Below are 18,479 nucleotides of genomic sequence, written 5' to 3' on the forward strand. Positions count from 1 at the left end.
CGGAGGGGCTATATGGATTATTCGGTTAACCGGGAGAAAATGGAGCAGGCCGCCGAGGCGTTAAACCAACAGGGAATCGACCTATGGCTCATTCTGACCAGCGAAGGAAGCGATCCGTGTCTTCCGCTAGTGACGGGAGTTAGGACCGTCGGACCGGGAGCATTCCTACTGACCTCCAAGGGAGAGAGATACGCGGTATGCACCTCGATTGACGCGCAGGACATCGAGGAGAGCGGATTGTTCGACAAGGTGGTCAAATATACGGAAGGTTTGGCCGGGGCTTTGCGCGAACTGGTCGACTCGATCCGGCCGTACCGGATGGCTTTGAATTATTCGGAAGGAGAGCACCTATGCGACGGGCTTACGTTAGGCAGGTACCGTTGGCTAATGGAGGCGCTCCATGGCATCGAATGCGAATTCGTGTCGTCGGAGTCGTTCCTGACCCGTCTTCGGAGTCTAAAGACGCCGGAGGAAATCCGCAGGACGAAGAAGGCAATCGACATCACGCTGGACATTTACGACGCGGTATTCAAGAAGCTGAAGGTCGGAATGACCGAGAAGCAAGCCGGGGAGCTCTTCCTCGGAGAGATGAGCGCCCGCGACGTGGTCAACGGGCTTGACCGGACGTTGTCCATGCCGATGGTATTGAAGGATAACATCTCGCATCGCCAGCCTTCGGACAACGTCATCGAATACGGCGATATGGTGATCTTCGACTATAGCGTGGATTACGAGGGATACGTATCCGACATCGCGCGGACGGTGTATTTCCTAAAGCCGGACGAAAACGACGCGCCGGAGGATATGAAGTTCGCTTTTCAAGCCGCTTACGATGCGATTAGCGCGGCCCGGTTAGCGCTTAAGCCGGGAGCGATCGGGCATGAGGTGGACGGGGTGGCCAGGCAATTCCTGCTGGATCGCGGAATGCCCGAGATCAGCCATGCGACGGGACACCAGATCGGCAGGCAGACGCACGACGGGGGAACTTTGCTCGGTCCGCGTTGGGATCGCTACGGGAGCGCACCATACGGATCAGTGGAGAAAAACATGATTTTCACGCTCGAGCCTACGATTCTTCCGGGCAAACAGCCTTATATTTTGCTGGAAGAGAATTTGGTCGTTACGGACGAGGGTTCGGAATATTTAAGCTCGCGGCAAGAAAGCCTCGTTCTGATCCGCTCGTAAACCGCCAGCAGCGCTAGAGGGGGGAAGGCCTATGCAAAAATATATTTTAAGAAGACTACTATCGACGCTGCCACTTATGGTCGGGATTACGCTTCTGACGTTTCTTATCATGCAAATTACGCCGGGAAATCCGATGCAGACGATGATCGATCCGAAAATCTCGACCGCGGATCTAGCCAGGGCGCAAGAACGAATGGGCTTGAACGACCCGATGATCATGCAATATTTTCGCTGGCTGAAAGAGATAGTCGTCGGAAATCTGGGTTATACGATCAAAACCGGGCAATCCGTCGCCGGAATGATTACGGAAAGACTGCCGGCAACGCTCTTGCTGACGGTCACCGCGTTTTTGTTCAGCTTCGTGATCGGAGTGCCGCTCGGAGTCTTCTCCGCGACGAATAAATATTCGAAGAGGGACTACGGCCTCACCGTATTTTCTTTTATCGGCATATCCGTACCTTCCTTTTTCTTCGGCGTCGCCCTGATCTACGTATTCGCCGTGAAGCTTAACTGGTTCCCTACGTCGGGCCTCGCTACCATTAACATGGCAGGCGGAAGCTTCGACATTTTCGTGGACAAGGTCAAGCATCTCGTGCTTCCGGCTCTCGTGCTGGCCATGCCGAACTTGGCGGTCATTATGCGCTTCACGCGCTCGAGCATGATCGAAGTGCTGACCAACGACTATATCCGAACGGCGAAGGCGAAAGGCTTGAGCGAACGGACGGTCAAATACAAGCATGCGCTTAGGAATGCGATTATCCCCGTCGTCACGTTGTTCGGCATTTCGATACCGACCCTATTCGGCGGAGCTTATATTACGGAAACGATCTTCAATTGGCCGGGCATGGGAAGCTTGGGCATTCAAGCGATTACCTCGAGGGAATACCCCGTCATCATGGGCTTGAACTTATTCACCTCCCTATTAGTTTTATTCGGGAATCTAACGGCGGACGTTCTATATGCAGTCGTCGATCCTAAAATCAGGTTGTCCAAATAACGCTTAGGCGAAAGAGGAGCGAGCGAATATGGAGATGACCCAGCAAGGCGGAGTTTCCGAAGCTAAACGCGGGAGCGGTGAAACGAGCGGCGCGCGCCAAGCCTGGCGCCGGTATAAGAAGAACAAGCTCGCGATGTTCGGGCTCGGCTTTATCGTTTTGTTGGTCTTGATCTCGTTATCGGCGCCGTTATTGGCGCCCCATAGTCCGTTTAATTCCATCAAGAACGCGGCGGGAAGCTTGGATATCATGGCTAAACCGTCCCACGAATATTTACTTGGAACGGATAGTCTCGGCCGCGACGTATTCGCGAGGCTTATGTACGCTGGCAGGATTTCCTTAAGCGTAGGAATCGTTTCGGTGACGATCTCGACCTTGCTCGGAGTGCTGCTCGGCTCCATTGCCGGTTATTACGGCAAATGGATCGATTCCGTCATCATGAGGATCGTCGACGTCATTTATTGTTTTCCCGTCATGTTCCTTATCATCACGGTATCCGCATTGCTGAAGCCAAGCATTTACAACGTCATGATCATTATCGGTCTCGTCAGCTGGACGAGTACCGCAAGACTCGTGCGCGGGGAAATATTGCGCGTAAGGGAGCTAGAGTACATCCAGGCATCCAAAGCGCTGGGGGTCAAGGATTTCTCGATCATCGTCCAGCATATCATTCCGAATATTATGGCCCCGATTCTCGTGCAGGCGACCCTCATGACCGCGGACGCGATTCTGACGGAAGCGGCGCTCAGCTTCTTGGGAGTCGGAGTACAGCAGCCGACGCCGAGCTGGGGGAACATGCTGAACGAGGCGATGTCGATTATGGTGCTTCGTTTCAAATATTGGATTTGGTTATATCCGGGACTTGCCATTCTATTGACGGTTCTGAGCATTAATTTCATCGGCGACGGGCTAAGGGATGCATTGGATCCGAAGCTGAAAGGCCGGAAGTGACGGAGGGAAAACGGATGCCTAGAGTAGCCCGGATCAGAAACATGCTCGTCGAAAAGGGATTGGACGGCGTCTATGTCTCCTCCTCCGAGAATCGGGCCTACTTTTCCGGATTTACGGGAAGCAACGGCCATTTGTTCGTGACGACGGAACAGTCCGTTCTCATTACCGACCCTCGGTATACCGAGCAAGCGAACGACGAAACGAACGAGTGGACGATCGTAACTCACGGACTAAACGCCATGGCAACGATCAAGGAACAAGTAAGCCTGCTTGGAGCGGTCAAGATCGGCTATGAGACGAATAAATTGACGGACGCGGAATGCATCGGATTGAAACGCGAGCTCCCGGAGGTCGAATGGATTCCGTTGCAAGATTACGGTCTCGAGTTCCGTTCCGTAAAAGACGACGAGGAGCTTAGACGTATTAAGACGGCAATTCACATCGCGGATCGCGCGTTGATCAGGCTCGCGGAGAAGATCAAGCCGGGCATGAGCGAACGCGAAATCCAGATTGAATTGGAACATCTAATGGCATTGGAAGGTAGCGAAGGTCCGGCTTTCGGAACGATCGTAGCATCGGGTCCTCGCGCTTCTCTACCGCACGGGACGGCGACCGATAAGAAGGTCGTGCCGGGTGAGATGGTCGTCATCGATTGCGGCGCCACCTTTAAAGGTTATCGGTCCGATATTACAAGAACCTTATGGGTCGAGGTCCCTGAGCCCGAGATATTGGCGATTTTCCATATCGTCCTGAAGGCTCAGGAGGCGGCGCTCAATGCCATCAAGCCGGGAATGACTTGCGGAGATATAGATAGGATTCATCGCGACGTATTCGAACGGGAAGGGATGGAGCCTTATAGTCTGAGAGGTTTAGGGCATGGCGTAGGGCTACATATCCACGAGTTGCCCCGAGTCGTTATGGGAAGTTCGGAGAAGATCGTGCCGGGAATGGTATTCACGGTCGAACCGGGGCTCTACGTCCCGGGAGTGGGAGGCGTCCGGATCGAGGACATCGTTAGAGTGACGGAGGAAGGTTGCGAGGTGCTTACCAATTGCCCTAAAATTTTGAAGGTACACGGCGACGGGCAGAAGGGAGCTGAGAAACGATGGAGCAAGTTTTAGAAGTCAAAGGGCTCAAAACCTATTTCTATACGGAAGACGGCGTGGCCAAATCGGTTGACGGCGTCGATTTCACTCTCTCGAAAGGAAAGACGTTAGGCATCGTAGGAGAGTCGGGCTGCGGCAAAAGCGTAACGTCCCTCTCCGTTATGCGGCTCGTTTCCGAACCCGCGGGGAAAATCGTCGACGGAGAAATTCTGTTCAACGGCGATAATCTGCTCGCAAAGACGGAGAAGGAAATGCGCGACATTCGCGGCAATCGGATTTCGATGATTTTCCAAGAGCCTATGACCTCCTTGAATCCGGTATTCACGGTCGGAAACCAGATTAACGAAGTGCTAAAGCTTCATCAAGGGATGACGACCAAAGAAGCAACGCTGAAAAGCATCGAAATGCTGAAGCTCGTCGGAATACCGCTGCCGGAGAAACGGGTGCATGAATATCCTCATCAGCTCAGCGGGGGCATGAGACAGCGCGTGATGATCGCAATGGCGCTTGCCTGCAATCCGGCGCTGCTGATCGCGGACGAACCGACGACCGCGCTGGACGTTACGATCCAAGCTCAAATTCTGGAGCTGATGAAAGACTTGAAGGAGCGGCTGGGGACGGCGATTATGCTCGTTACCCACGATCTGGGAGTCGTCGCGGAGGTCGCGGACGAGGTAATGGTCATGTACGCGGGAAGGGTTGTGGAGCATGGGGCGGTCCGGGAGATTTTCGCCAAGCCGATGCACCCGTATACCCAGGGGCTGTTAAAATCGATTCCGGACATTTCCGAAGAGGTAGAGTTCTTGGAGACGATCGAAGGGTTGGTCCCCAACATATACGAGATGCCCGCCGGATGCAGCTTCGCTCCGCGGTGCAAACACGCGATGGACGCGTGCCGGGAAAGGCAACCGGCTTTGACGTACGATGGCGGACATAAAGTGCGTTGCTTCTTGTACGGCGATGCAAGCGAGGGGGAAGTCGGATGAGCAAGGACGTTCTAGTCGAGATCAAGAACCTCAAGGTACATTTTCCTACGGGCGATTCCGGCTTGTTCGGCAGAAGCAAGCAAGTCGTCAAAGCGGTAGACGGCTTGGATTTCACGATCCGAAAGGGAGAGACGCTGGGCATCGTGGGAGAATCCGGCTGCGGGAAATCGACGACCGGGAGGGCGATGCTCCGTCTGATCGAACCGACGGAAGGCGAAGTTCTCTTCGAAGGACGCGATATCATGAACCTGCGCAAAGGAGATTTGCGCGGCTTGCGCCGGGAAATGCAGTTTATTTTCCAGGATCCTTACGCTTCGCTCGATCCTCGCAAGAACGTAGCCAGCATTATCGGCGAAGCTTTCAAGGCGCACGAAAAAATGTCCGCGAAAGAACGGAACGAGAGGGTTCAAGAACTGCTCGGCCTCGTCGGGCTTCGCCCGGAGCACGTAAAGCGGTATCCTCATGAATTCAGCGGCGGTCAGAGACAACGAATCGGCATCGCGCGCGCGTTGGCGCTCAAGCCGAAGTTCGTCGTCTGCGACGAGCCGGTTTCCGCGCTCGACGTTTCCATCCAGGCGCAAGTCGTTAATCTCATGAAAGAGCTGCAGCAGAAGCTCGAATTGACTTATCTATTCATCTCCCACGATCTTAGGGTCGTCAAGCACATCAGCAATCGCGTCGGGGTCATGTACTTGGGCGCGATGGTGGAGATCGCGGACAAGCAGGATTTGTACGCCGCTCCCCGGCACCCGTATACGAGGGCGCTACTATCCGCGATTCCTTCGCCGAATCCGGAGATTAGGCGCGAGAGAATATTGCTTCAAGGAGACGTGCCGAGTCCGGTTAATCCGCCGAGCGGTTGCCGTTTCCGGACGCGCTGTCCGGAAGCGACGGAACGCTGCGCCATTGAAATTCCGGCTTTGAAAGACGTCGGCGACGGCCACATGGTTGCTTGCCATTATCGATAAAAGACAGCGAAAGGTCGTGCGACATGAGGATCGACGAAAATTGGCTAAAGCTCAAATCGCCGGATTTTTCGGCATACAACGCGTTGGATCCCGAGAAGAAATTGATGCTGGTCGGCGCGGATCCCTTTTTCCCCGACCCTTGCATTCCGGACCACGTCATTAACGCGACCAAACGGGCGCTCGACGAGGGCAAGACCCATTACGCGCTGGATAATAGTTACGCCGTGCCGGAACTGAAGGAAGTGTTGGTGCAAAAGCTCAGGGATTTCAACGGCTTGGACGTCGATCCGGAGCACGAACTGATCGTCGTTCCGAGCTCCGCCTTCGGTTTGTACGTCGGCATCCGAATCTGCGTTCGCCCCCATCACGGCGACGAGGTGCTCAACATCGATCCCGGGTTCGCGGAAAACTTCAACGACGTCTATCAAATGGGAGCGATAAGCGTTAGCGTTCCGACTTATATGGAGGACGGTTTTCAATTGCGGATGGAAGAGCTCGAGAAGAAGGTCACGCCGCAAACCCGCTGCTTGGTGCTGACCCATCCGAACAATCCGACGACGACGGTATACTCCCGCGAAGTGCTGGAGGAATTGGGCAAATTTTTGGTTAAGCACGACCTGATGGTCATCGTGGATCAAAGCTTCGAGCGCTCGATCTACGACGACAAGGAATACATTACCTTCGCGACGCTTCCCGGGATGCGGGAAAGAACGATCTCCGTGTTCGGGACATCCAAGGATCTCGGATTGACGGGCTTCCGGGTCGCGTATATGGTCGCACCGAAGCCGATTATAGATATTCTGAAGGTAGCCGCCTTCAATTACGTCGGTCCGACGAACACCTTCGCCCAATACGGGGTCGCCGCGGCATACAAGGATCCGTCCTACGTGGACGATTGGAACAAAATCTACGAATACCGCCGCAAGTTCGGCTACGAGAAGCTGAACGGAATCCCGGGAGTGGAGGTATTGATGCCGGAAGGGGGCTTCTTCTTCTGGGTTAACGTCTCCAAGCTCGGAACCTCGATCGAGATTCGGGATCATCTTATCCACGACGCCAACGTAGGCGTGTCGCCGGGCACTTGGTTCGGCTCGAACGGGGAAGGCTTCCTTCGTATCATGTACGGGACGATGAAGGACACGTCCAAGTATGAGGAAGCCATACTCCGTATCGTCCAGTCGCTGAACAAGCTTCCTCTTAAAGCATAGGTTCGATTATAAACGACATCAGCTATTTAATTATAAACACCTTGGCTACAAGCTGATTCCGGCACTTCATTTGGAGTCAGCTTGTAGCACTATACGGTATCTCCAAAGCGCGTTTGCGTCGATTACCGCTTCTTACGACAGACGGCAACGACGTAGGAGGGCTGAGCATTCTTAATATGTGCAAAAGGCACAAGCTCGTGGCTAGTGGTTTCCGGTGAGTAAGGCGGAACCCAAGCCGGATCTTTGCCTCGTAATTGTCTATCCCACATAAATCCGGAATTGATTTGATCTCTTACTAGGGTTTGACCATACAGCTCGAGAATGTCAAAGGAGACAAGGAGCTCGCCGACAAATTCGGAAACGGAATATTCATAATGATGATAGGGGTTAATGGGATGCTCCTCATGATAAGTGCCTGGGTTAGTGATGCTGCGATTCGGAGTAGAAACCAAGAACAGACCGCCAGCTTTCAATAGGCGGGCTGCTTCAGCAATCCATTCCCTGCCGCTCGAAATATGTTCAATGGTTTCAAAGGATACGATGATATCGAAAAATTCGTTCTTAAAAGCATGAATATTTCTTACATCTCCTTGTGAATAGTGAATCCGATTTCCGGAATAAGAGGCTTGAGCGTGTAGAAGGGATTCTTCAGATATGTCTACGGCATAGACGGCCTTTGCTTCGGCCATCTCCAGCATTTTAGCTCCAAAACCAGCACCGCATGCGGCATCTAGTACGATTTTGTCGGAAACAAACCTCGTGGCAAAATCGTATCTGATTAAATGTTCATGAAACACGGGAGTATGAACTGATTTAATAAAGCTGTTAATGACAGCTCGTTCTCCTGTAAATGGAGTTTCATTATGATCGGTTAGAGTGATGGGGTGATGAAGGCCACGAAGACCTTCTAGCTGCCAGACCTTTCGATACTGTTTAATGATCTCGGACGTAGGGTCTTGCTTAAAAGGATTAATCACTCTGCTCCTCCTGTCGTAATTCCGGTGGTTTTTCGGTCGTCCGAATACTCTGCGCAGAAAATTCCGCGAGCCTCTTGAAAGGAGTAACTAATAGCAGCAATCTTGCAATCGTGTAAGCACCATGGGCTATCCTGGTGGGGGATGACAACCTGATAACCGGCGCGAATAACTTCCATGCACTGAGAGGAGTCATAAAAATGCCATCCAGCGAAAAGGTCATCCCGCCATGGAAGATCCACTTGAGTTGCCAATAGAAGTCCATCAACAGCTTCTACAACGGAATGGGTTGCATCGCTGTACGGAATCGGATTGTAATCAAGTAAATCGATTCCTCGACCAGTATTAAGGAAGACCTTCCCTGTTTTCTCTGTGGAATCCCACCATATTGCATTTTCGGGAAGTTCTTTGGCTCCGATAACACCAATGAGCCCGATAGAAGAGTTATTTCGGAAGATATGAATGATATCTTCGATAAATTTACGATGGATTATCAATGTATCCTGATGTAAATAGACCTTGTACTTGGCATTGGATTGCTTCATAGCTCTTTGATAACCTACGGCAATACCGGGGGCATCGAAGATCGGAATCATATCCACGACAATCCCCATGGGGATATCAAGAGCATTTATAAAGGCTAAGCATTCCTCGAAAAGCTTTGCATCGTTTACACAGCAGATGAACGCCAATTTATTTGGATTTATCATCTTTCTTGATCCTTTGTTCGATAAAGGGTTTCCATAACTGTTCTATCTCCTTAGGTTTTGTTGAATCCCGTTCGAGAAATAGGTTGAAATCCAACATCGTAATATCGCCACTATCGATCAATGCGTTGATTTCCTGCAGGCTTTCATCGGGAGTGACTCCCCATTCTATCCGTCGGAAAGCTCGCTTAAATGCCGTGTAGGCTTTGGATTCATTTTTGTTGTACGTAATGACTGTTTTGCGTGCTTTCACGAGGTATTGATAGACAACCCAGTTCTTCTTTGCTTCGTCTCCGAAAATGCGTGCCATCTCGTTCAACCATTCCTCGTCTTCTTGAGAGTGCGCTAATTGAATTTGATTCAATTCGGCACTGGTATAACCGGACGATGAGAACAACCTTTTAATGCTGTTTACAGTAAAAAAACGGAGATGAGTAATATCGAGCAGGCCTCTGTCCGTGTAGTTCCAATGACCTTGAATCAAGTCTCGAATAACTGAAAAATGAGCAACGTTAGGGATGCTAGCTAGCACCTTACCATCGGCTTTGATCCAATTCTTGAGCTTGCTTAATACATCCCAAGGATCCTTTAGATGTTCAAGAACGTCGGCGCAAATAATATAGTCAAAGTAATTGTCATAAGAGTCATTGTTAAAGGTTTCAATGTTCCCCGTCGTTATAACTCCAAATTTTGCTGCAATATTTGCGGCATTCGGATTCAATTCAAGTCCGAATATTTCAGTATTTGTATAATGATTTTGAATTTCTAGCAGTGTTGCTCCGCAAGCGCAGCCTATTTCCAATATTTTTAGCGGTTTATCGGCTTCTTCGTTGATCAGGGACATAATGTCATACCTAATATTTAGAGAATATTGGGGATTAAAGCCCCAATGATTCTCGAAGATTTTGGCGTTGTTTTGCAGTAACTGGAGGAAGGCTGCAGGATCTTTGCCGAAGGTTCCGCTCCCTTCATGATGGATAAACGTATCGCCGCAAAGAACAAGACGAAATCCAGCATTTAGAATACGAAGACAATAATCGTCATCTTCAAAGTTGCCGGGAGAAAATTGTTCGTTTAATTCTCCTACTTGTTCATAAGCTTCCCGTCTGATCAGAAGACAGAAGCCGATTAATTTCAATCTGTTCATCCAACGCTTCGGATTGGAGTGGTTGTAGTTGTCGGCAAATGCTTGCATTTCTTCAGTGGATTGATAATTAACGGAGATAGTTGAATAGTATGAGGCATTATTCGTAACTGGACCAACGGCGCCTATGCGGCTATCGCTATTAGCGCAGACGAGAAGATTGTCTAACCACCTCGGCGTGACGATAGTGTCATTATTGAGTAGGAGCAGGTACTGTCCGGATGCTGCTTTCATCCCTTGATTGCAACCCGCAGGAAAACCCATGTTCTCTGAATTAAGAATGGTCTTAATATCATCATCCTGATTAAGCCATTCAACCGTTCCGTCCGTGGAGGCGTTGTCGACAACGATGAGCTCATAAGTGCCGGGTATCGTATGGTTCCTGATGCTTTCAATGCAAGCCTGAGTATGTGCTAAACCGTTATAAGTTAGTATGATAATACTGGTTAGCTCGTTCATAGGCTTGCTCTTGCTGCATCAAGCTGAGCTTTATTTTTCAAGAGATTGGGCTCGTCGGGTAGATAAGTTAAAGCAATTTCGTTATGTTCATAAGCTTTATCCAATTCACCCAGCTTACCAAAGCATATGGCTAGCTGTGCGTGCGGCCCCCAAGTCCAGCACACCTTATTGATAAGTCCAAGAGAATATTCATCACCTGATTTGACTTGTATGGCGAGTTCATACCAGAACACAGCTTTATCATAAGCTTTATGTTCTTCGAACCATATTCCGATTCGGCAGCAGTAGTCAGGTCGTGGCTTCGTGTATTCGAACGTTTTAAGCAAATATTGAAGCTCCTTATCCGGTTGATTACGTTCATGATAAAAGTTGGATAAGGTGCCGCAAGCCGCGATATGATCTTCGAAATATTGTGTTTCTCCAGCAAGGAAGGATTCGAATGTAGCAATTGCTTCGTCGATCTGGCCGTTACCTATGAGCTCATTGGCTAAATAGAAATGGTACCTCCGGGATAGCTGGCCTCCATCTCTAAGGATCGCTTGACGAAGAATTCGGATATTGCGACTGCGGTCTTTCTTCTCGAGGAAGGGGGAGTGAGAAATTTCGATATCTGAAATCTTAACTGGACCTTGGACTGGAATGTACTCGTGTATCGGATAAATCCAACGGAAATGACAATCTCGCTTGAGGAGACGGTGGCGGCGAGTCATGTTCTGAGCGCTTCCGGTCTGATCGCGACTAAGGACGTAATCCATAAGCACGGCATGAAATTCTGGCTTCATCGAATGCTTTAATTTTTGGAGGGCTTGACGGTCATTTTCAAATAAATAATCATCCGCATCTAGCCACATAATATAGTCCTTCGTCGCTTGTTCGAAAGAGAAATTACGAGCGGCGGAGAAGTCTTCAATCCATTCGAAATCGAATATCCGATCGGTATATAAAGATACGATGCTTTTCGTTTGGTCCGTGGAGCCAGTATCTACAATGTTGATTTCATCTACTAAATCATGTATGGAATCTAGGCAACGTCCGATTGAATGCTCTTCGTTCTTGACGATCATGCACAGGCTGATCGTAATCAACGTTATCCGCTCCTTCCATTAACGCATTTCGTTTCATAGAAAAAAAGGAAGCTCTAGGAGCGTGTCCGCTCATAGAGTTCCCCGCTTCATTAGGAATTAGCGGAAGCGATACCCCAAAATGCTTCAGGGCCTACCCGCGTAATGGCTCCTCCGGTGAGAGAGACGAATGATGCATAAGCAGTTTGTAGTGCTGCAGGTGCCAATAAGTCCTGCGCGTTAAACGAGACCAGTTCAGATCCTGCGGCTTCAAGCGTAATGATAGCCGTGTAAATAATCGTATCTGTCAGTGTGGTTCCACGAACGACGTTAATAACGGCTGTACCGGTTGCAGGTGTTCCCAAGCCAATCGTTCCCGAGAGGTCTACAATCGGACCGGCAACCGCTTGGGTTTGTAATCCAACAACGCCAAAGAGAGTCGGTGTTGTAAGTGCAACCGCAATTTCAGTGCCTGCATTCATCGAGCTCCTTTGGTCTAGGAAGCGTCCCATAGTTGTTCCACCTCCTTTCGTTTTTGCATGCTCTATCGTATGAAGACGTGTCCGAATTGGTATGGACGAACAGTTTATGTTATAGCGGATTGTTGGAGAGACCATAGAGATATAGATAGACATCCACGGCGGGTTTGCTATAATGAAGAATGTAAGAAGCGGGTTTCGTTAATTGAATAAGCCCCGGGGGAGCTGGAGCAAGGCCGGCTGAGAGTGCATCCCGTTCTAAGATGCAGACCCTTATACCTGATCTGGTTAATGCCAGCGTAGGAAGGTGGGAACACGACGGTTTTCCGTCGTGTCATTCGTCCCTATTTATTTTTAGGACGCCCTCCGGACTCGGGGGGCGTTTTTTGATTGCGCGATACCCTCTTCACCATACAAGCAAGCAGAGAGAGGGAGAGAAAAGTGAAAGCGAAGAACAGGATTTGGCAAGGTTTAAGCGTATCCATGCTGGCGGGAATGCTTATGCTGGCGGGGTGCGGAAATAATGAGGGTAACAATGCTTCGGTTAACCCGGCTGCTAGTTCGACCGGAAGTCCGGAGGGAACGGCAGAGGCATTGCAGAAAGTAACGCTCGTGCTGGATTGGACGCCGAATACGAATCATACCGGTCTGTATGTCGCCCAGGATCAAGGATTATGGAAGAAATACGGACTGGATGTCGAGATTATTCTGCCTCCGGAAGCGGGAGCGAGCGCGTTGGTCGCGAACGGAACGGCGGACTTCGGGATCGGGGCGCAGGAAAGCATGATTTTGGCCCGCGAGCAAGGATTGCCGCTCGTATCCATCGCTCCGATCATTCAACACAATACGTCCGGGTTCGCGTCTCCGGTCGATAGGAACATTAAAGAGCCTAAGGACTTCGAGGGTAAATCCTACGGAGGTTGGGGTTCTCCGGCCGAGCAGGCGGTCATAGAATCGATGATGAACGTCCAGCAGGCGGACGTCGGCAAAGTGAATTTCGTTAGCGCCGGCTCGGCGGATTTCTTCACGGCGGTTAAGAAAGGCATCGATTTCGAATGGATCTTCTACGGATGGACGGGAATCGAAGCCGAGCTTCGCAACGAGCCGGTGAACATGGTGTATCTGACCGATTACAGCAAACAATTGGACTACTACACGCCATTGCTGCTGACGAACGAGAAGCTGATCAAAGACAAGCCCGAGCTCGTCCGCGCGTTCTTGGCAGGCGCTTCGGAAGGTTATAATTACGCGATCGAGCATCCGGACGAAGCCGCGGAAGTGTTGATCAAAGCGGTTCCCGAGATCAACGCGGAGCTCGTCAAGGCAAGCCAGAAGTGGCTGAGTCCGAAATACAAGGACGACGCTCCGAGATGGGGCGAGCAGAAGCGGGAAGTATGGTCCGGTTACGGGGATTGGTTGAAGCAGAACGGCCTCATGGAGAAAGAGCTTAACTACGACGATATGTTTACGACGGAATTTTTACCTCAATAATCATAAGGAAAGAAGGATGGCTATAATGGCGCAAGCGTTGCTAAGCATTCAAATATCTCCGAAGGTGAAAGCGGGAGAAGACGTTATCCCTTACGTGGACAGAGCAATCGAAATCATTAAACAATCGGGCGTTACTTACCGCGTCGGCCCTCTGGAAACGACGATGGAAGGCGAACTGGACCAATTGATCGATATCGTAAAACAAATGAACGCGGCTATGTTCGAGAAGGGCAGCACATCCGTCATGTCCCACATCAAATTGGTCGTCGACGGTCAAGAAGGCGCTTCGATCGGGCGGCAGTTAAAGAAATATCCAGATGGGCAATAAAACGCTTAGAAGTTTTCTATTGCCGACCTTAGCGTTGATCGCGTTCATCGGCGTCTGGCAGGCGATATGCGAAATTTTTCAAATCGATACCTTTACTATACCGTCTCCATGGGATATAGCAGGGACTATGTACGAGGATTCCGCGTTGCTCGCGAAGCATGCGCTGGCTACAATGAACCTGGCGCTTATCGGGCTCGGATTGGGCTTGGTTTTCGGGCTCGTCGTGGCAGTAATTCTGCATCTCGTGCTTCCTTTGCGGGAGGCGCTCGCTCCTTTCTTGATCTTGTCCCAGAACGTGCCGCTAATCGCCCTTGGTCCGTTGCTGATGATTTGGTTCGGTTTTGGAATAACGCCAAAATTGATTTTACTCGTCCTTGTTTGCTTTTTTCCGATTACGCTTTCGGTTCTAGTAGGGCTTGGTCAAGCAGAGCCGCAATTGCGGGAATACTTGGGCATGATAGGCGCATCGAAGTGGGAGAGATTACGGAGGCTGGAGTTTCCCGCTTCTCTTACTTATTTGTTCTCGGGCTTGAAGATCGCGGCGACTTACGTGGTATCGTCGGCAATCGTGGCGGAATGGCTGGGAGCGAACATGGGGATCGGATACTACTTAAACTTTAAGTGGAAAGGATTCGATCAGCCCGCCGTGTTCGCCTCTATCGTCTGCGTCATTGCTTTGAGTCTCTTGTTCTATTATGCGGTCGTTCTGGCCGAACGATTGGTGGTCCGATGGAAGCCTCGGCCGCAAGGCGATTGGAAGGGGGCTTCCACATGAACGGGTACTCGGGACATTCGGGGCTTGGGAGCGCTTTGGAATTAAAAGGGATTACCAAAGCTTATAGGAGAGGCAAGGATCGCATCCCGGTTTTGAACGATATCTCTTTGCGGGTGTCCGCGGGAGAATTCGTGACGCTGTTAGGTCCGTCCGGAAGCGGAAAATCGACGTTGTTCCGTCTCATCGGCGGGGTTGAACGTCCCGATAGCGGCCGTATATTTATCGAGGGTAAGGACACGACCGGGCAACGCGGTCTGATCAGTTACATGCCGCAGCAAGCGGCCTTGTTTCCTTGGTTGTCGGTCGCGGACAACATCTCTTCGGCGTTGATGACGGCGGGCACCTCTAAGAAAGAAGCGAAGGAACAGGCTGCCGAATGGCTGGAGCGAATTCGTTTGGGCGGAGTCGCCAAGGAGTATCCTCACGTCTTATCCGGGGGGATGCAACAGCGGGTGTCCTTCCTGAGGGCGCTGCTCATGCGCAGGGATATTATGTGTCTGGACGAGCCGTTCGCCGCTCTGGACGCATTAACGAGGGCGGATATGCAGCGATGGCTGCTGGAATTATGGGAAGCGGATAGACGTTCCGTGTTATTCGTTACCCATAGCATCGAAGAAGCGCTTCTGTTGTCGGACAGGATATACGTGTTATCGCCCGCTCCCGCGACGGTGCTGAGCGAGATCGTCGTTCCGTTCGAACGTCCCCGAAGGGCAAGCGTATGGACGGATCCGTCGTTCGTGGAGCTGAAATTGGAAGTGTTGCGGCTATTGGAGCAAGGGAAGTAACGAGGTCTTCGGATTTGCCTAGTATATTGAGGCGAATCCGGAGGCTTTTTGTCGTAACGGATGTTATAATAGGTAAAAATATTCGGAGGAATATCACGATGAACGATTGGTACTTCGATAGATTCGGACAAGCTGCGTTCGTGCTGGCGGAAGGCGATCGTTTCGTTAGCCGAAACGGACGCAATCTAGGCTGGCTGCACCTGGGAAAGCAAGTTTTCTCGCTAACGGGACAGCCGTTGGGTTGGCTGGATAACGGCGTTCTGCGAGACCGTTCGGGCGGAGTGGTCGGATTCATGCGATCCGCTGGCCCGTATTTGCCTTCGATTCCGGGAATGAGCGGAGCGCCGGGCACGCCATCGATTCCGGGGCGTCCGGCAAAGCCGGGCTTTGCCGGTTCGGTGAGCGATCCAGGCAACGGGGGATGGTCGAACAAGACCATCCGCGAATTTTTCGGCACCGACGTCTAGGCGCAATGAAGCTCGATCATTTGATTTTGATCAGCACGGGGCGCGGAGAGCTTGCGGAAGGCGGCGGGTTTACGTTCGACGCGCTTCCGTTCAACGGATTTCCGGTAGGAGCGGCCGTATGGGCAAGAACCGCGGCCGCTTGTTTGGTCACCGTATGAATGACTTCCCCTACGTCGTGCGCCGTCTCTAATATCGGATTGATCGTTTCCATCTTCCCTTTGAGATCGACGGTAACTTGGTTCGCTGTGTGGATTAGACGGTTCGCCTCGCCCGTCAAACCATGGACGGCATTCCTGACCTCCGCCAACGTGCGGTTCGTTTCTTGGAGCGTGTCCATTCCTTTTTGCAGAATACGGATCAGAAAGACGACCAACGCGATGAAAGCGATGGCGATTCCGACAACGCTAATCTCGATGAGCATGGTTAAACCTCCATCCAAAACTTGATTCGATAGCTTGTATCACCTGCGATCAATATAGAGCCGTTCGGATCAGTTTATGGATTGCCGGCCCCGGATATGACAACAGCGGCCCCAAAGGACCGCTGAATTAATTAAAACCGTATTAACCTCGCTGGAGTAGGTAATAGCCGCTTACGTCCGTCGTTTTTTTGCGAGCGACGATCCTAAAGTCGTTTCTTTCTAAACATTTCAAAGCGGCTCGCAACGACTGGCCGGATTGGATCAAGCTTCTGCAAGGGCTGGAACTGCCGATGACGCGAGAAGCCGTAATCATGCGCTGGGATCCTTTCTGCAACGGGTTTCTTGTCCAACTTATGAGCACGAGGTCGGGTTCTCGAGGAATGGTAATAGACATGGGAGATTCACCTCTTTTCCTAATGCACTTCTATTAAATGCCGGTTTAATAGAAATTGATCCGATGCGATGACCCGATGAACGAACACAAAAAGTCGACCGTCTTTTGGAGCGATAATTTTCGATCGAGAAAGCAACTCTTGCATAAGAACGAATGTTCCCCATATAATAAAGGGACGAACGTTCGTGCGGAGGCGAGAATGTTGACGGGTGGAAAATATATCGGCCGGATCGTCGAAATCGTTTACGAAGACGGCAAAGAAAATGTCGCGAAGCAACGAATTCTCATTTACGGAATCAGGGGCAGTAAAGTGATGGTTTTCGACGTGGAAAAGCAGTCGTTCCGAACGCTGCGTCTTCAATGCATTTTATCCGCGCAACTAGTCAGATCACGCGTCAATATGGACTAAGCTGGCTGTCATCCAATCCAATTAATCTAGAGAGAAACGAATACGAGGAGTGCTCAATAATGCCGCCAGTGCTTAAACCGAAAAAGAAATTCAAGGACAAAAGGCCAACGCGAGACGAAGCGATTCTCGAGGAAATCGGCGAGAGGATTGTGGAGGCTAAAGAAGAAGAGAATGAGGTAGTTTTGACCGTCTGGGGGTTGGATGAACCGGTTCAGGGCCGAATCGTCAATCTGGATGCCCGAACGAAGCTAGTCCACGTGCAAAACAACGGCGAGACGATCAAGGTGCCTTTTATGGATATTATGAAAGTTGATAATCCCGATTGAAGCACTTTTTAAATACAAATAACCCGCAAGCTCACCGAGCTTGCGGGTTATTTGTATTTAATTCAATTTCATTAGCTTCTGTCCGGAGATCCTTCGCGACCCCTATTTCGTAATCCGGCCAATCCGATTAATCCGAGAAGACCTAACCAACCCCAATTATTGTTGTTATCGTCCTTCATATCGTAAGTTCGCAATGTATTTATATTCGCGAAGGAACGATTGACGTTGGTATCTTGAATCGGGTTTTCGTTCGTTTCTCTAACGCCGTTATCGTTATCCGATCGTTTTCCGGTATCGGGAACAGTGCTTCTTAAGCTTGTCGTATCCATTTTATGTCCTTGCTCTTCCGCATAGACGGGAACGGAAAGCAGCAACAAAGCCAACGCGACGACTACTGAAAGAATCGATGTCCTCATATTTCTTCTCCCTTATCGATCATATGGTTGCGCTATTAATTTATCCTTGAATAAGGAAACGCATCCCGAACAAATTGCTCTAAGGTTGGAAGGGTATGGGGATTGGGGTTGTAGCCGGGTAGTTGGACAAGAATATGAATTTGAACAATTGCGTAGACTGGCTTAAGACGATAGTGAAAACTATTCCGATTAAGTAAGGGAAGTGAAGCCTGTGAAAGTTACAATTCCGTCCTTCGATCCGAAAACTGGAGAAATCGAAATGGAAGAGATTGAATTGAATCCAGATGCGGAACCAAGCGAAAAAGAGAGCCAATAGGCTCTCCGTCGGGAAACCCAAGTCTACTTATAGACGTTGGGTTTCTCTTTGTTTTGATAATTTGGCGGACTAACGTTGGACATTACTGAATCATAAAAAGTCGACCCCCGTCTCGCGACGAGGGCCTT

At 50.5% G+C, this 18,479-nt stretch carries 22 protein-coding genes and 1 riboswitch; of the genes, 14 read left to right on the top strand and 8 right to left on the bottom strand.

The features are described from left to right. Positions 1 to 12: 12 nt before the first annotated feature. The 7 genes from DFP95_RS02130 to DFP95_RS02160 are packed head-to-tail and all read left to right on the top strand — an operon-like array spanning position 13 to position 7,399. Positions 13 to 1,185, top strand: coding sequence for a M24 family metallopeptidase (locus tag DFP95_RS02130; protein WP_115990894.1), 1,173 nt, complete (start codon positions 13 to 15; stop codon positions 1,183 to 1,185). A gap of 31 nt (positions 1,186 to 1,216) precedes the next feature. Next, complete coding sequence (locus tag DFP95_RS02135; protein WP_115990895.1) at positions 1,217 to 2,182, top strand: ABC transporter permease; 966 nt, start codon at positions 1,217 to 1,219, stop codon at positions 2,180 to 2,182. A 28-nt stretch (positions 2,183 to 2,210) separates the two neighbouring features. Beyond that, positions 2,211 to 3,131 carry an oligopeptide ABC transporter permease gene (gene opp4C, locus DFP95_RS02140; protein WP_245987296.1) on the top strand — a complete coding sequence of 307 codons (921 nt, stop codon included), beginning with the start codon at positions 2,211 to 2,213 and terminating at the stop codon, positions 3,129 to 3,131. A 14-nt stretch (positions 3,132 to 3,145) separates the two neighbouring features. Continuing rightward, the gene (locus tag DFP95_RS02145; protein WP_115990896.1) at positions 3,146 to 4,252 is read left to right on the top strand and encodes a M24 family metallopeptidase; all 1,107 of its coding nucleotides are present in this window, start codon (positions 3,146 to 3,148) and stop codon (positions 4,250 to 4,252) included. Beyond that, entirely contained in the window at positions 4,237 to 5,223 is a 987-nt protein-coding gene (locus tag DFP95_RS02150; protein ID WP_115990897.1) for an ABC transporter ATP-binding protein, read from the top strand. The genes DFP95_RS02145 and DFP95_RS02150 overlap by 16 nt, the downstream gene beginning before the upstream one ends. Beyond that, on the top strand, positions 5,220 to 6,191 hold the full coding sequence (locus DFP95_RS02155; protein WP_115990898.1) for an ABC transporter ATP-binding protein: 972 nt from the start codon (positions 5,220 to 5,222) through the stop codon (positions 6,189 to 6,191). The genes DFP95_RS02150 and DFP95_RS02155 overlap by 4 nt, the downstream gene beginning before the upstream one ends. A 23-nt stretch (positions 6,192 to 6,214) precedes the next feature. After that, positions 6,215 to 7,399, top strand: a complete 1,185-nt coding sequence (locus DFP95_RS02160; protein ID WP_115990899.1) for a pyridoxal phosphate-dependent aminotransferase — start codon at positions 6,215 to 6,217, stop codon at positions 7,397 to 7,399. A 122-nt stretch (positions 7,400 to 7,521) separates the two neighbouring features. Here the strand turns inward: DFP95_RS02160 and DFP95_RS02165 are convergent, their stop codons facing one another. The 5 genes from DFP95_RS02165 to DFP95_RS02185 form a co-directional block, all read right to left on the bottom strand. Further along, positions 7,522 to 8,376: a class I SAM-dependent methyltransferase gene (locus DFP95_RS02165; protein ID WP_181907220.1), complete on the bottom strand. Its 855-nt coding sequence runs from the start codon at positions 8,374 to 8,376 to the stop codon at positions 7,522 to 7,524. Continuing rightward, the gene (locus tag DFP95_RS02170; RefSeq protein ID WP_115990901.1) at positions 8,373 to 9,083 is read right to left on the bottom strand and encodes a glycosyltransferase family protein; all 711 of its coding nucleotides are present in this window, start codon (positions 9,081 to 9,083) and stop codon (positions 8,373 to 8,375) included. The genes DFP95_RS02165 and DFP95_RS02170 overlap by 4 nt, the downstream gene beginning before the upstream one ends. Then, positions 9,067 to 10,683, bottom strand: coding sequence for a bifunctional glycosyltransferase family 2 protein/class I SAM-dependent methyltransferase (locus DFP95_RS02175; protein WP_115990902.1), 1,617 nt, complete (start codon positions 10,681 to 10,683; stop codon positions 9,067 to 9,069). The genes DFP95_RS02170 and DFP95_RS02175 overlap by 17 nt, the downstream gene beginning before the upstream one ends. Next, positions 10,680 to 11,768 (bottom strand): tetratricopeptide repeat-containing glycosyltransferase family 2 protein, encoded by a 1,089-nt coding sequence (locus tag DFP95_RS02180; RefSeq protein WP_115990903.1) that lies wholly within the window; start codon positions 11,766 to 11,768, stop codon positions 10,680 to 10,682. The genes DFP95_RS02175 and DFP95_RS02180 overlap by 4 nt, the downstream gene beginning before the upstream one ends. 89 nt (positions 11,769 to 11,857) lie before the next feature. Further along, entirely contained in the window at positions 11,858 to 12,256 is a 399-nt protein-coding gene (locus tag DFP95_RS02185; protein WP_115990904.1) for a hypothetical protein, read from the bottom strand. A 175-nt stretch (positions 12,257 to 12,431) separates the two neighbouring features. After that, positions 12,432 to 12,546, top strand: a riboswitch (TPP riboswitch). A 160-nt stretch (positions 12,547 to 12,706) separates the two neighbouring features. On the opposite strand from DFP95_RS02185, the gene DFP95_RS02190 reads away from it, so the two are divergent. The 5 genes from DFP95_RS02190 (at position 12,707) to DFP95_RS02210 (ending at position 16,069) form a co-directional block, all read left to right on the top strand. After that, a complete protein-coding gene (locus DFP95_RS02190; RefSeq protein WP_115991343.1) occupies positions 12,707 to 13,714 on the top strand; it encodes an ABC transporter substrate-binding protein in 1,008 nt (335 codons plus the stop codon). A 25-nt stretch (positions 13,715 to 13,739) separates the two neighbouring features. Further along, entirely contained in the window at positions 13,740 to 14,042 is a 303-nt protein-coding gene (locus tag DFP95_RS02195) for a thiamine-binding protein (RefSeq protein ID WP_115990905.1), read from the top strand. After that, positions 14,032 to 14,817 carry an ABC transporter permease gene (locus DFP95_RS02200; RefSeq protein ID WP_115990906.1) on the top strand — a complete coding sequence of 262 codons (786 nt, stop codon included), beginning with the start codon at positions 14,032 to 14,034 and terminating at the stop codon, positions 14,815 to 14,817. The genes DFP95_RS02195 and DFP95_RS02200 overlap by 11 nt, the downstream gene beginning before the upstream one ends. Next, positions 14,814 to 15,602 (top strand): ABC transporter ATP-binding protein, encoded by a 789-nt coding sequence (locus DFP95_RS02205; RefSeq protein WP_115990907.1) that lies wholly within the window; start codon positions 14,814 to 14,816, stop codon positions 15,600 to 15,602. The genes DFP95_RS02200 and DFP95_RS02205 overlap by 4 nt, the downstream gene beginning before the upstream one ends. A 98-nt stretch (positions 15,603 to 15,700) precedes the next feature. Continuing rightward, positions 15,701 to 16,069 carry a 4-fold beta flower protein gene (locus DFP95_RS02210; protein WP_115990908.1) on the top strand — a complete coding sequence of 123 codons (369 nt, stop codon included), beginning with the start codon at positions 15,701 to 15,703 and terminating at the stop codon, positions 16,067 to 16,069. A 16-nt stretch (positions 16,070 to 16,085) separates the two neighbouring features. Here the strand turns inward: DFP95_RS02210 and DFP95_RS02215 are convergent, their stop codons facing one another. Both DFP95_RS02215 and DFP95_RS02220 read right to left on the bottom strand, forming a co-directional pair. Further along, positions 16,086 to 16,490 carry a DUF948 domain-containing protein gene (locus tag DFP95_RS02215; RefSeq protein ID WP_115990909.1) on the bottom strand — a complete coding sequence of 135 codons (405 nt, stop codon included), beginning with the start codon at positions 16,488 to 16,490 and terminating at the stop codon, positions 16,086 to 16,088. 142 nt (positions 16,491 to 16,632) lie between these two features. After that, a complete protein-coding gene (locus DFP95_RS02220; RefSeq protein WP_115990910.1) occupies positions 16,633 to 16,884 on the bottom strand; it encodes a hypothetical protein in 252 nt (83 codons plus the stop codon). A gap of 199 nt (positions 16,885 to 17,083) precedes the next feature. Here DFP95_RS02220 and DFP95_RS02225 point away from each other — a divergent pair, with 199 nt between their 5' ends. Together DFP95_RS02225 and DFP95_RS02230 are read left to right on the top strand one after the other, a co-directional pair. Beyond that, positions 17,084 to 17,293 carry a hypothetical protein gene (locus DFP95_RS02225; RefSeq protein ID WP_115990911.1) on the top strand — a complete coding sequence of 70 codons (210 nt, stop codon included), beginning with the start codon at positions 17,084 to 17,086 and terminating at the stop codon, positions 17,291 to 17,293. Between the two features lie 59 nt (positions 17,294 to 17,352). Next, positions 17,353 to 17,619 carry a YolD-like family protein gene (locus tag DFP95_RS02230; protein WP_115990912.1) on the top strand — a complete coding sequence of 89 codons (267 nt, stop codon included), beginning with the start codon at positions 17,353 to 17,355 and terminating at the stop codon, positions 17,617 to 17,619. A gap of 71 nt (positions 17,620 to 17,690) precedes the next feature. Here the strand turns inward: DFP95_RS02230 and DFP95_RS02235 are convergent, their stop codons facing one another. Continuing rightward, positions 17,691 to 18,035 (bottom strand): WGxxGxxG family protein, encoded by a 345-nt coding sequence (locus tag DFP95_RS02235; protein WP_115990913.1) that lies wholly within the window; start codon positions 18,033 to 18,035, stop codon positions 17,691 to 17,693. Positions 18,036 to 18,479: the final 444 nt, after the last annotated feature.

It is taken from the genome of Cohnella lupini (genome assembly GCF_003386205.1).
Lineage (GTDB): Bacteria > Bacillota > Bacilli > Paenibacillales > Paenibacillaceae > Cohnella > Cohnella lupini.

Bases quoted from the DNA above. Each gene is read 5' to 3' on its own strand.
- DFP95_RS02130 (WP_115990894.1), top strand. From the start codon at position 13: ATGGATTATTCGGTTAACCGGGAGAAAATGGAGCAGGCCGCCGAGGCG.
- DFP95_RS02135 (WP_115990895.1), top strand. From the start codon at position 1,217: ATGCAAAAATATATTTTAAGAAGACTACTATCGACGCTGCCACTTATG.
- opp4C (WP_245987296.1), top strand. From the start codon at position 2,211: ATGGAGATGACCCAGCAAGGCGGAGTTTCCGAAGCTAAACGCGGGAGC.
- DFP95_RS02145 (WP_115990896.1), top strand. From the start codon at position 3,146: ATGCCTAGAGTAGCCCGGATCAGAAACATGCTCGTCGAAAAGGGATTG.
- DFP95_RS02150 (WP_115990897.1), top strand. From the start codon at position 4,237: ATGGAGCAAGTTTTAGAAGTCAAAGGGCTCAAAACCTATTTCTATACG.
- DFP95_RS02155 (WP_115990898.1), top strand. From the start codon at position 5,220: ATGAGCAAGGACGTTCTAGTCGAGATCAAGAACCTCAAGGTACATTTT.
- DFP95_RS02160 (WP_115990899.1), top strand. From the start codon at position 6,215: ATGAGGATCGACGAAAATTGGCTAAAGCTCAAATCGCCGGATTTTTCG.
- DFP95_RS02170 (WP_115990901.1), bottom strand. From the start codon at position 9,083: ATGATAAATCCAAATAAATTGGCGTTCATCTGCTGTGTAAACGATGCA.
- DFP95_RS02175 (WP_115990902.1), bottom strand. From the start codon at position 10,683: ATGAACGAGCTAACCAGTATTATCATACTAACTTATAACGGTTTAGCA.
- DFP95_RS02185 (WP_115990904.1), bottom strand. From the start codon at position 12,256: ATGGGACGCTTCCTAGACCAAAGGAGCTCGATGAATGCAGGCACTGAA.
- DFP95_RS02190 (WP_115991343.1), top strand. From the start codon at position 12,707: ATGCTGGCGGGAATGCTTATGCTGGCGGGGTGCGGAAATAATGAGGGT.
- DFP95_RS02195 (WP_115990905.1), top strand. From the start codon at position 13,740: ATGGCGCAAGCGTTGCTAAGCATTCAAATATCTCCGAAGGTGAAAGCG.
- DFP95_RS02200 (WP_115990906.1), top strand. From the start codon at position 14,032: ATGGGCAATAAAACGCTTAGAAGTTTTCTATTGCCGACCTTAGCGTTG.
- DFP95_RS02205 (WP_115990907.1), top strand. From the start codon at position 14,814: ATGAACGGGTACTCGGGACATTCGGGGCTTGGGAGCGCTTTGGAATTA.
- DFP95_RS02210 (WP_115990908.1), top strand. From the start codon at position 15,701: ATGAACGATTGGTACTTCGATAGATTCGGACAAGCTGCGTTCGTGCTG.
- DFP95_RS02215 (WP_115990909.1), bottom strand. From the start codon at position 16,490: ATGCTCATCGAGATTAGCGTTGTCGGAATCGCCATCGCTTTCATCGCG.
- DFP95_RS02220 (WP_115990910.1), bottom strand. From the start codon at position 16,884: ATGTCTATTACCATTCCTCGAGAACCCGACCTCGTGCTCATAAGTTGG.
- DFP95_RS02225 (WP_115990911.1), top strand. From the start codon at position 17,084: ATGTTGACGGGTGGAAAATATATCGGCCGGATCGTCGAAATCGTTTAC.
- DFP95_RS02230 (WP_115990912.1), top strand. From the start codon at position 17,353: ATGCCGCCAGTGCTTAAACCGAAAAAGAAATTCAAGGACAAAAGGCCA.
- DFP95_RS02235 (WP_115990913.1), bottom strand. From the start codon at position 18,035: ATGAGGACATCGATTCTTTCAGTAGTCGTCGCGTTGGCTTTGTTGCTG.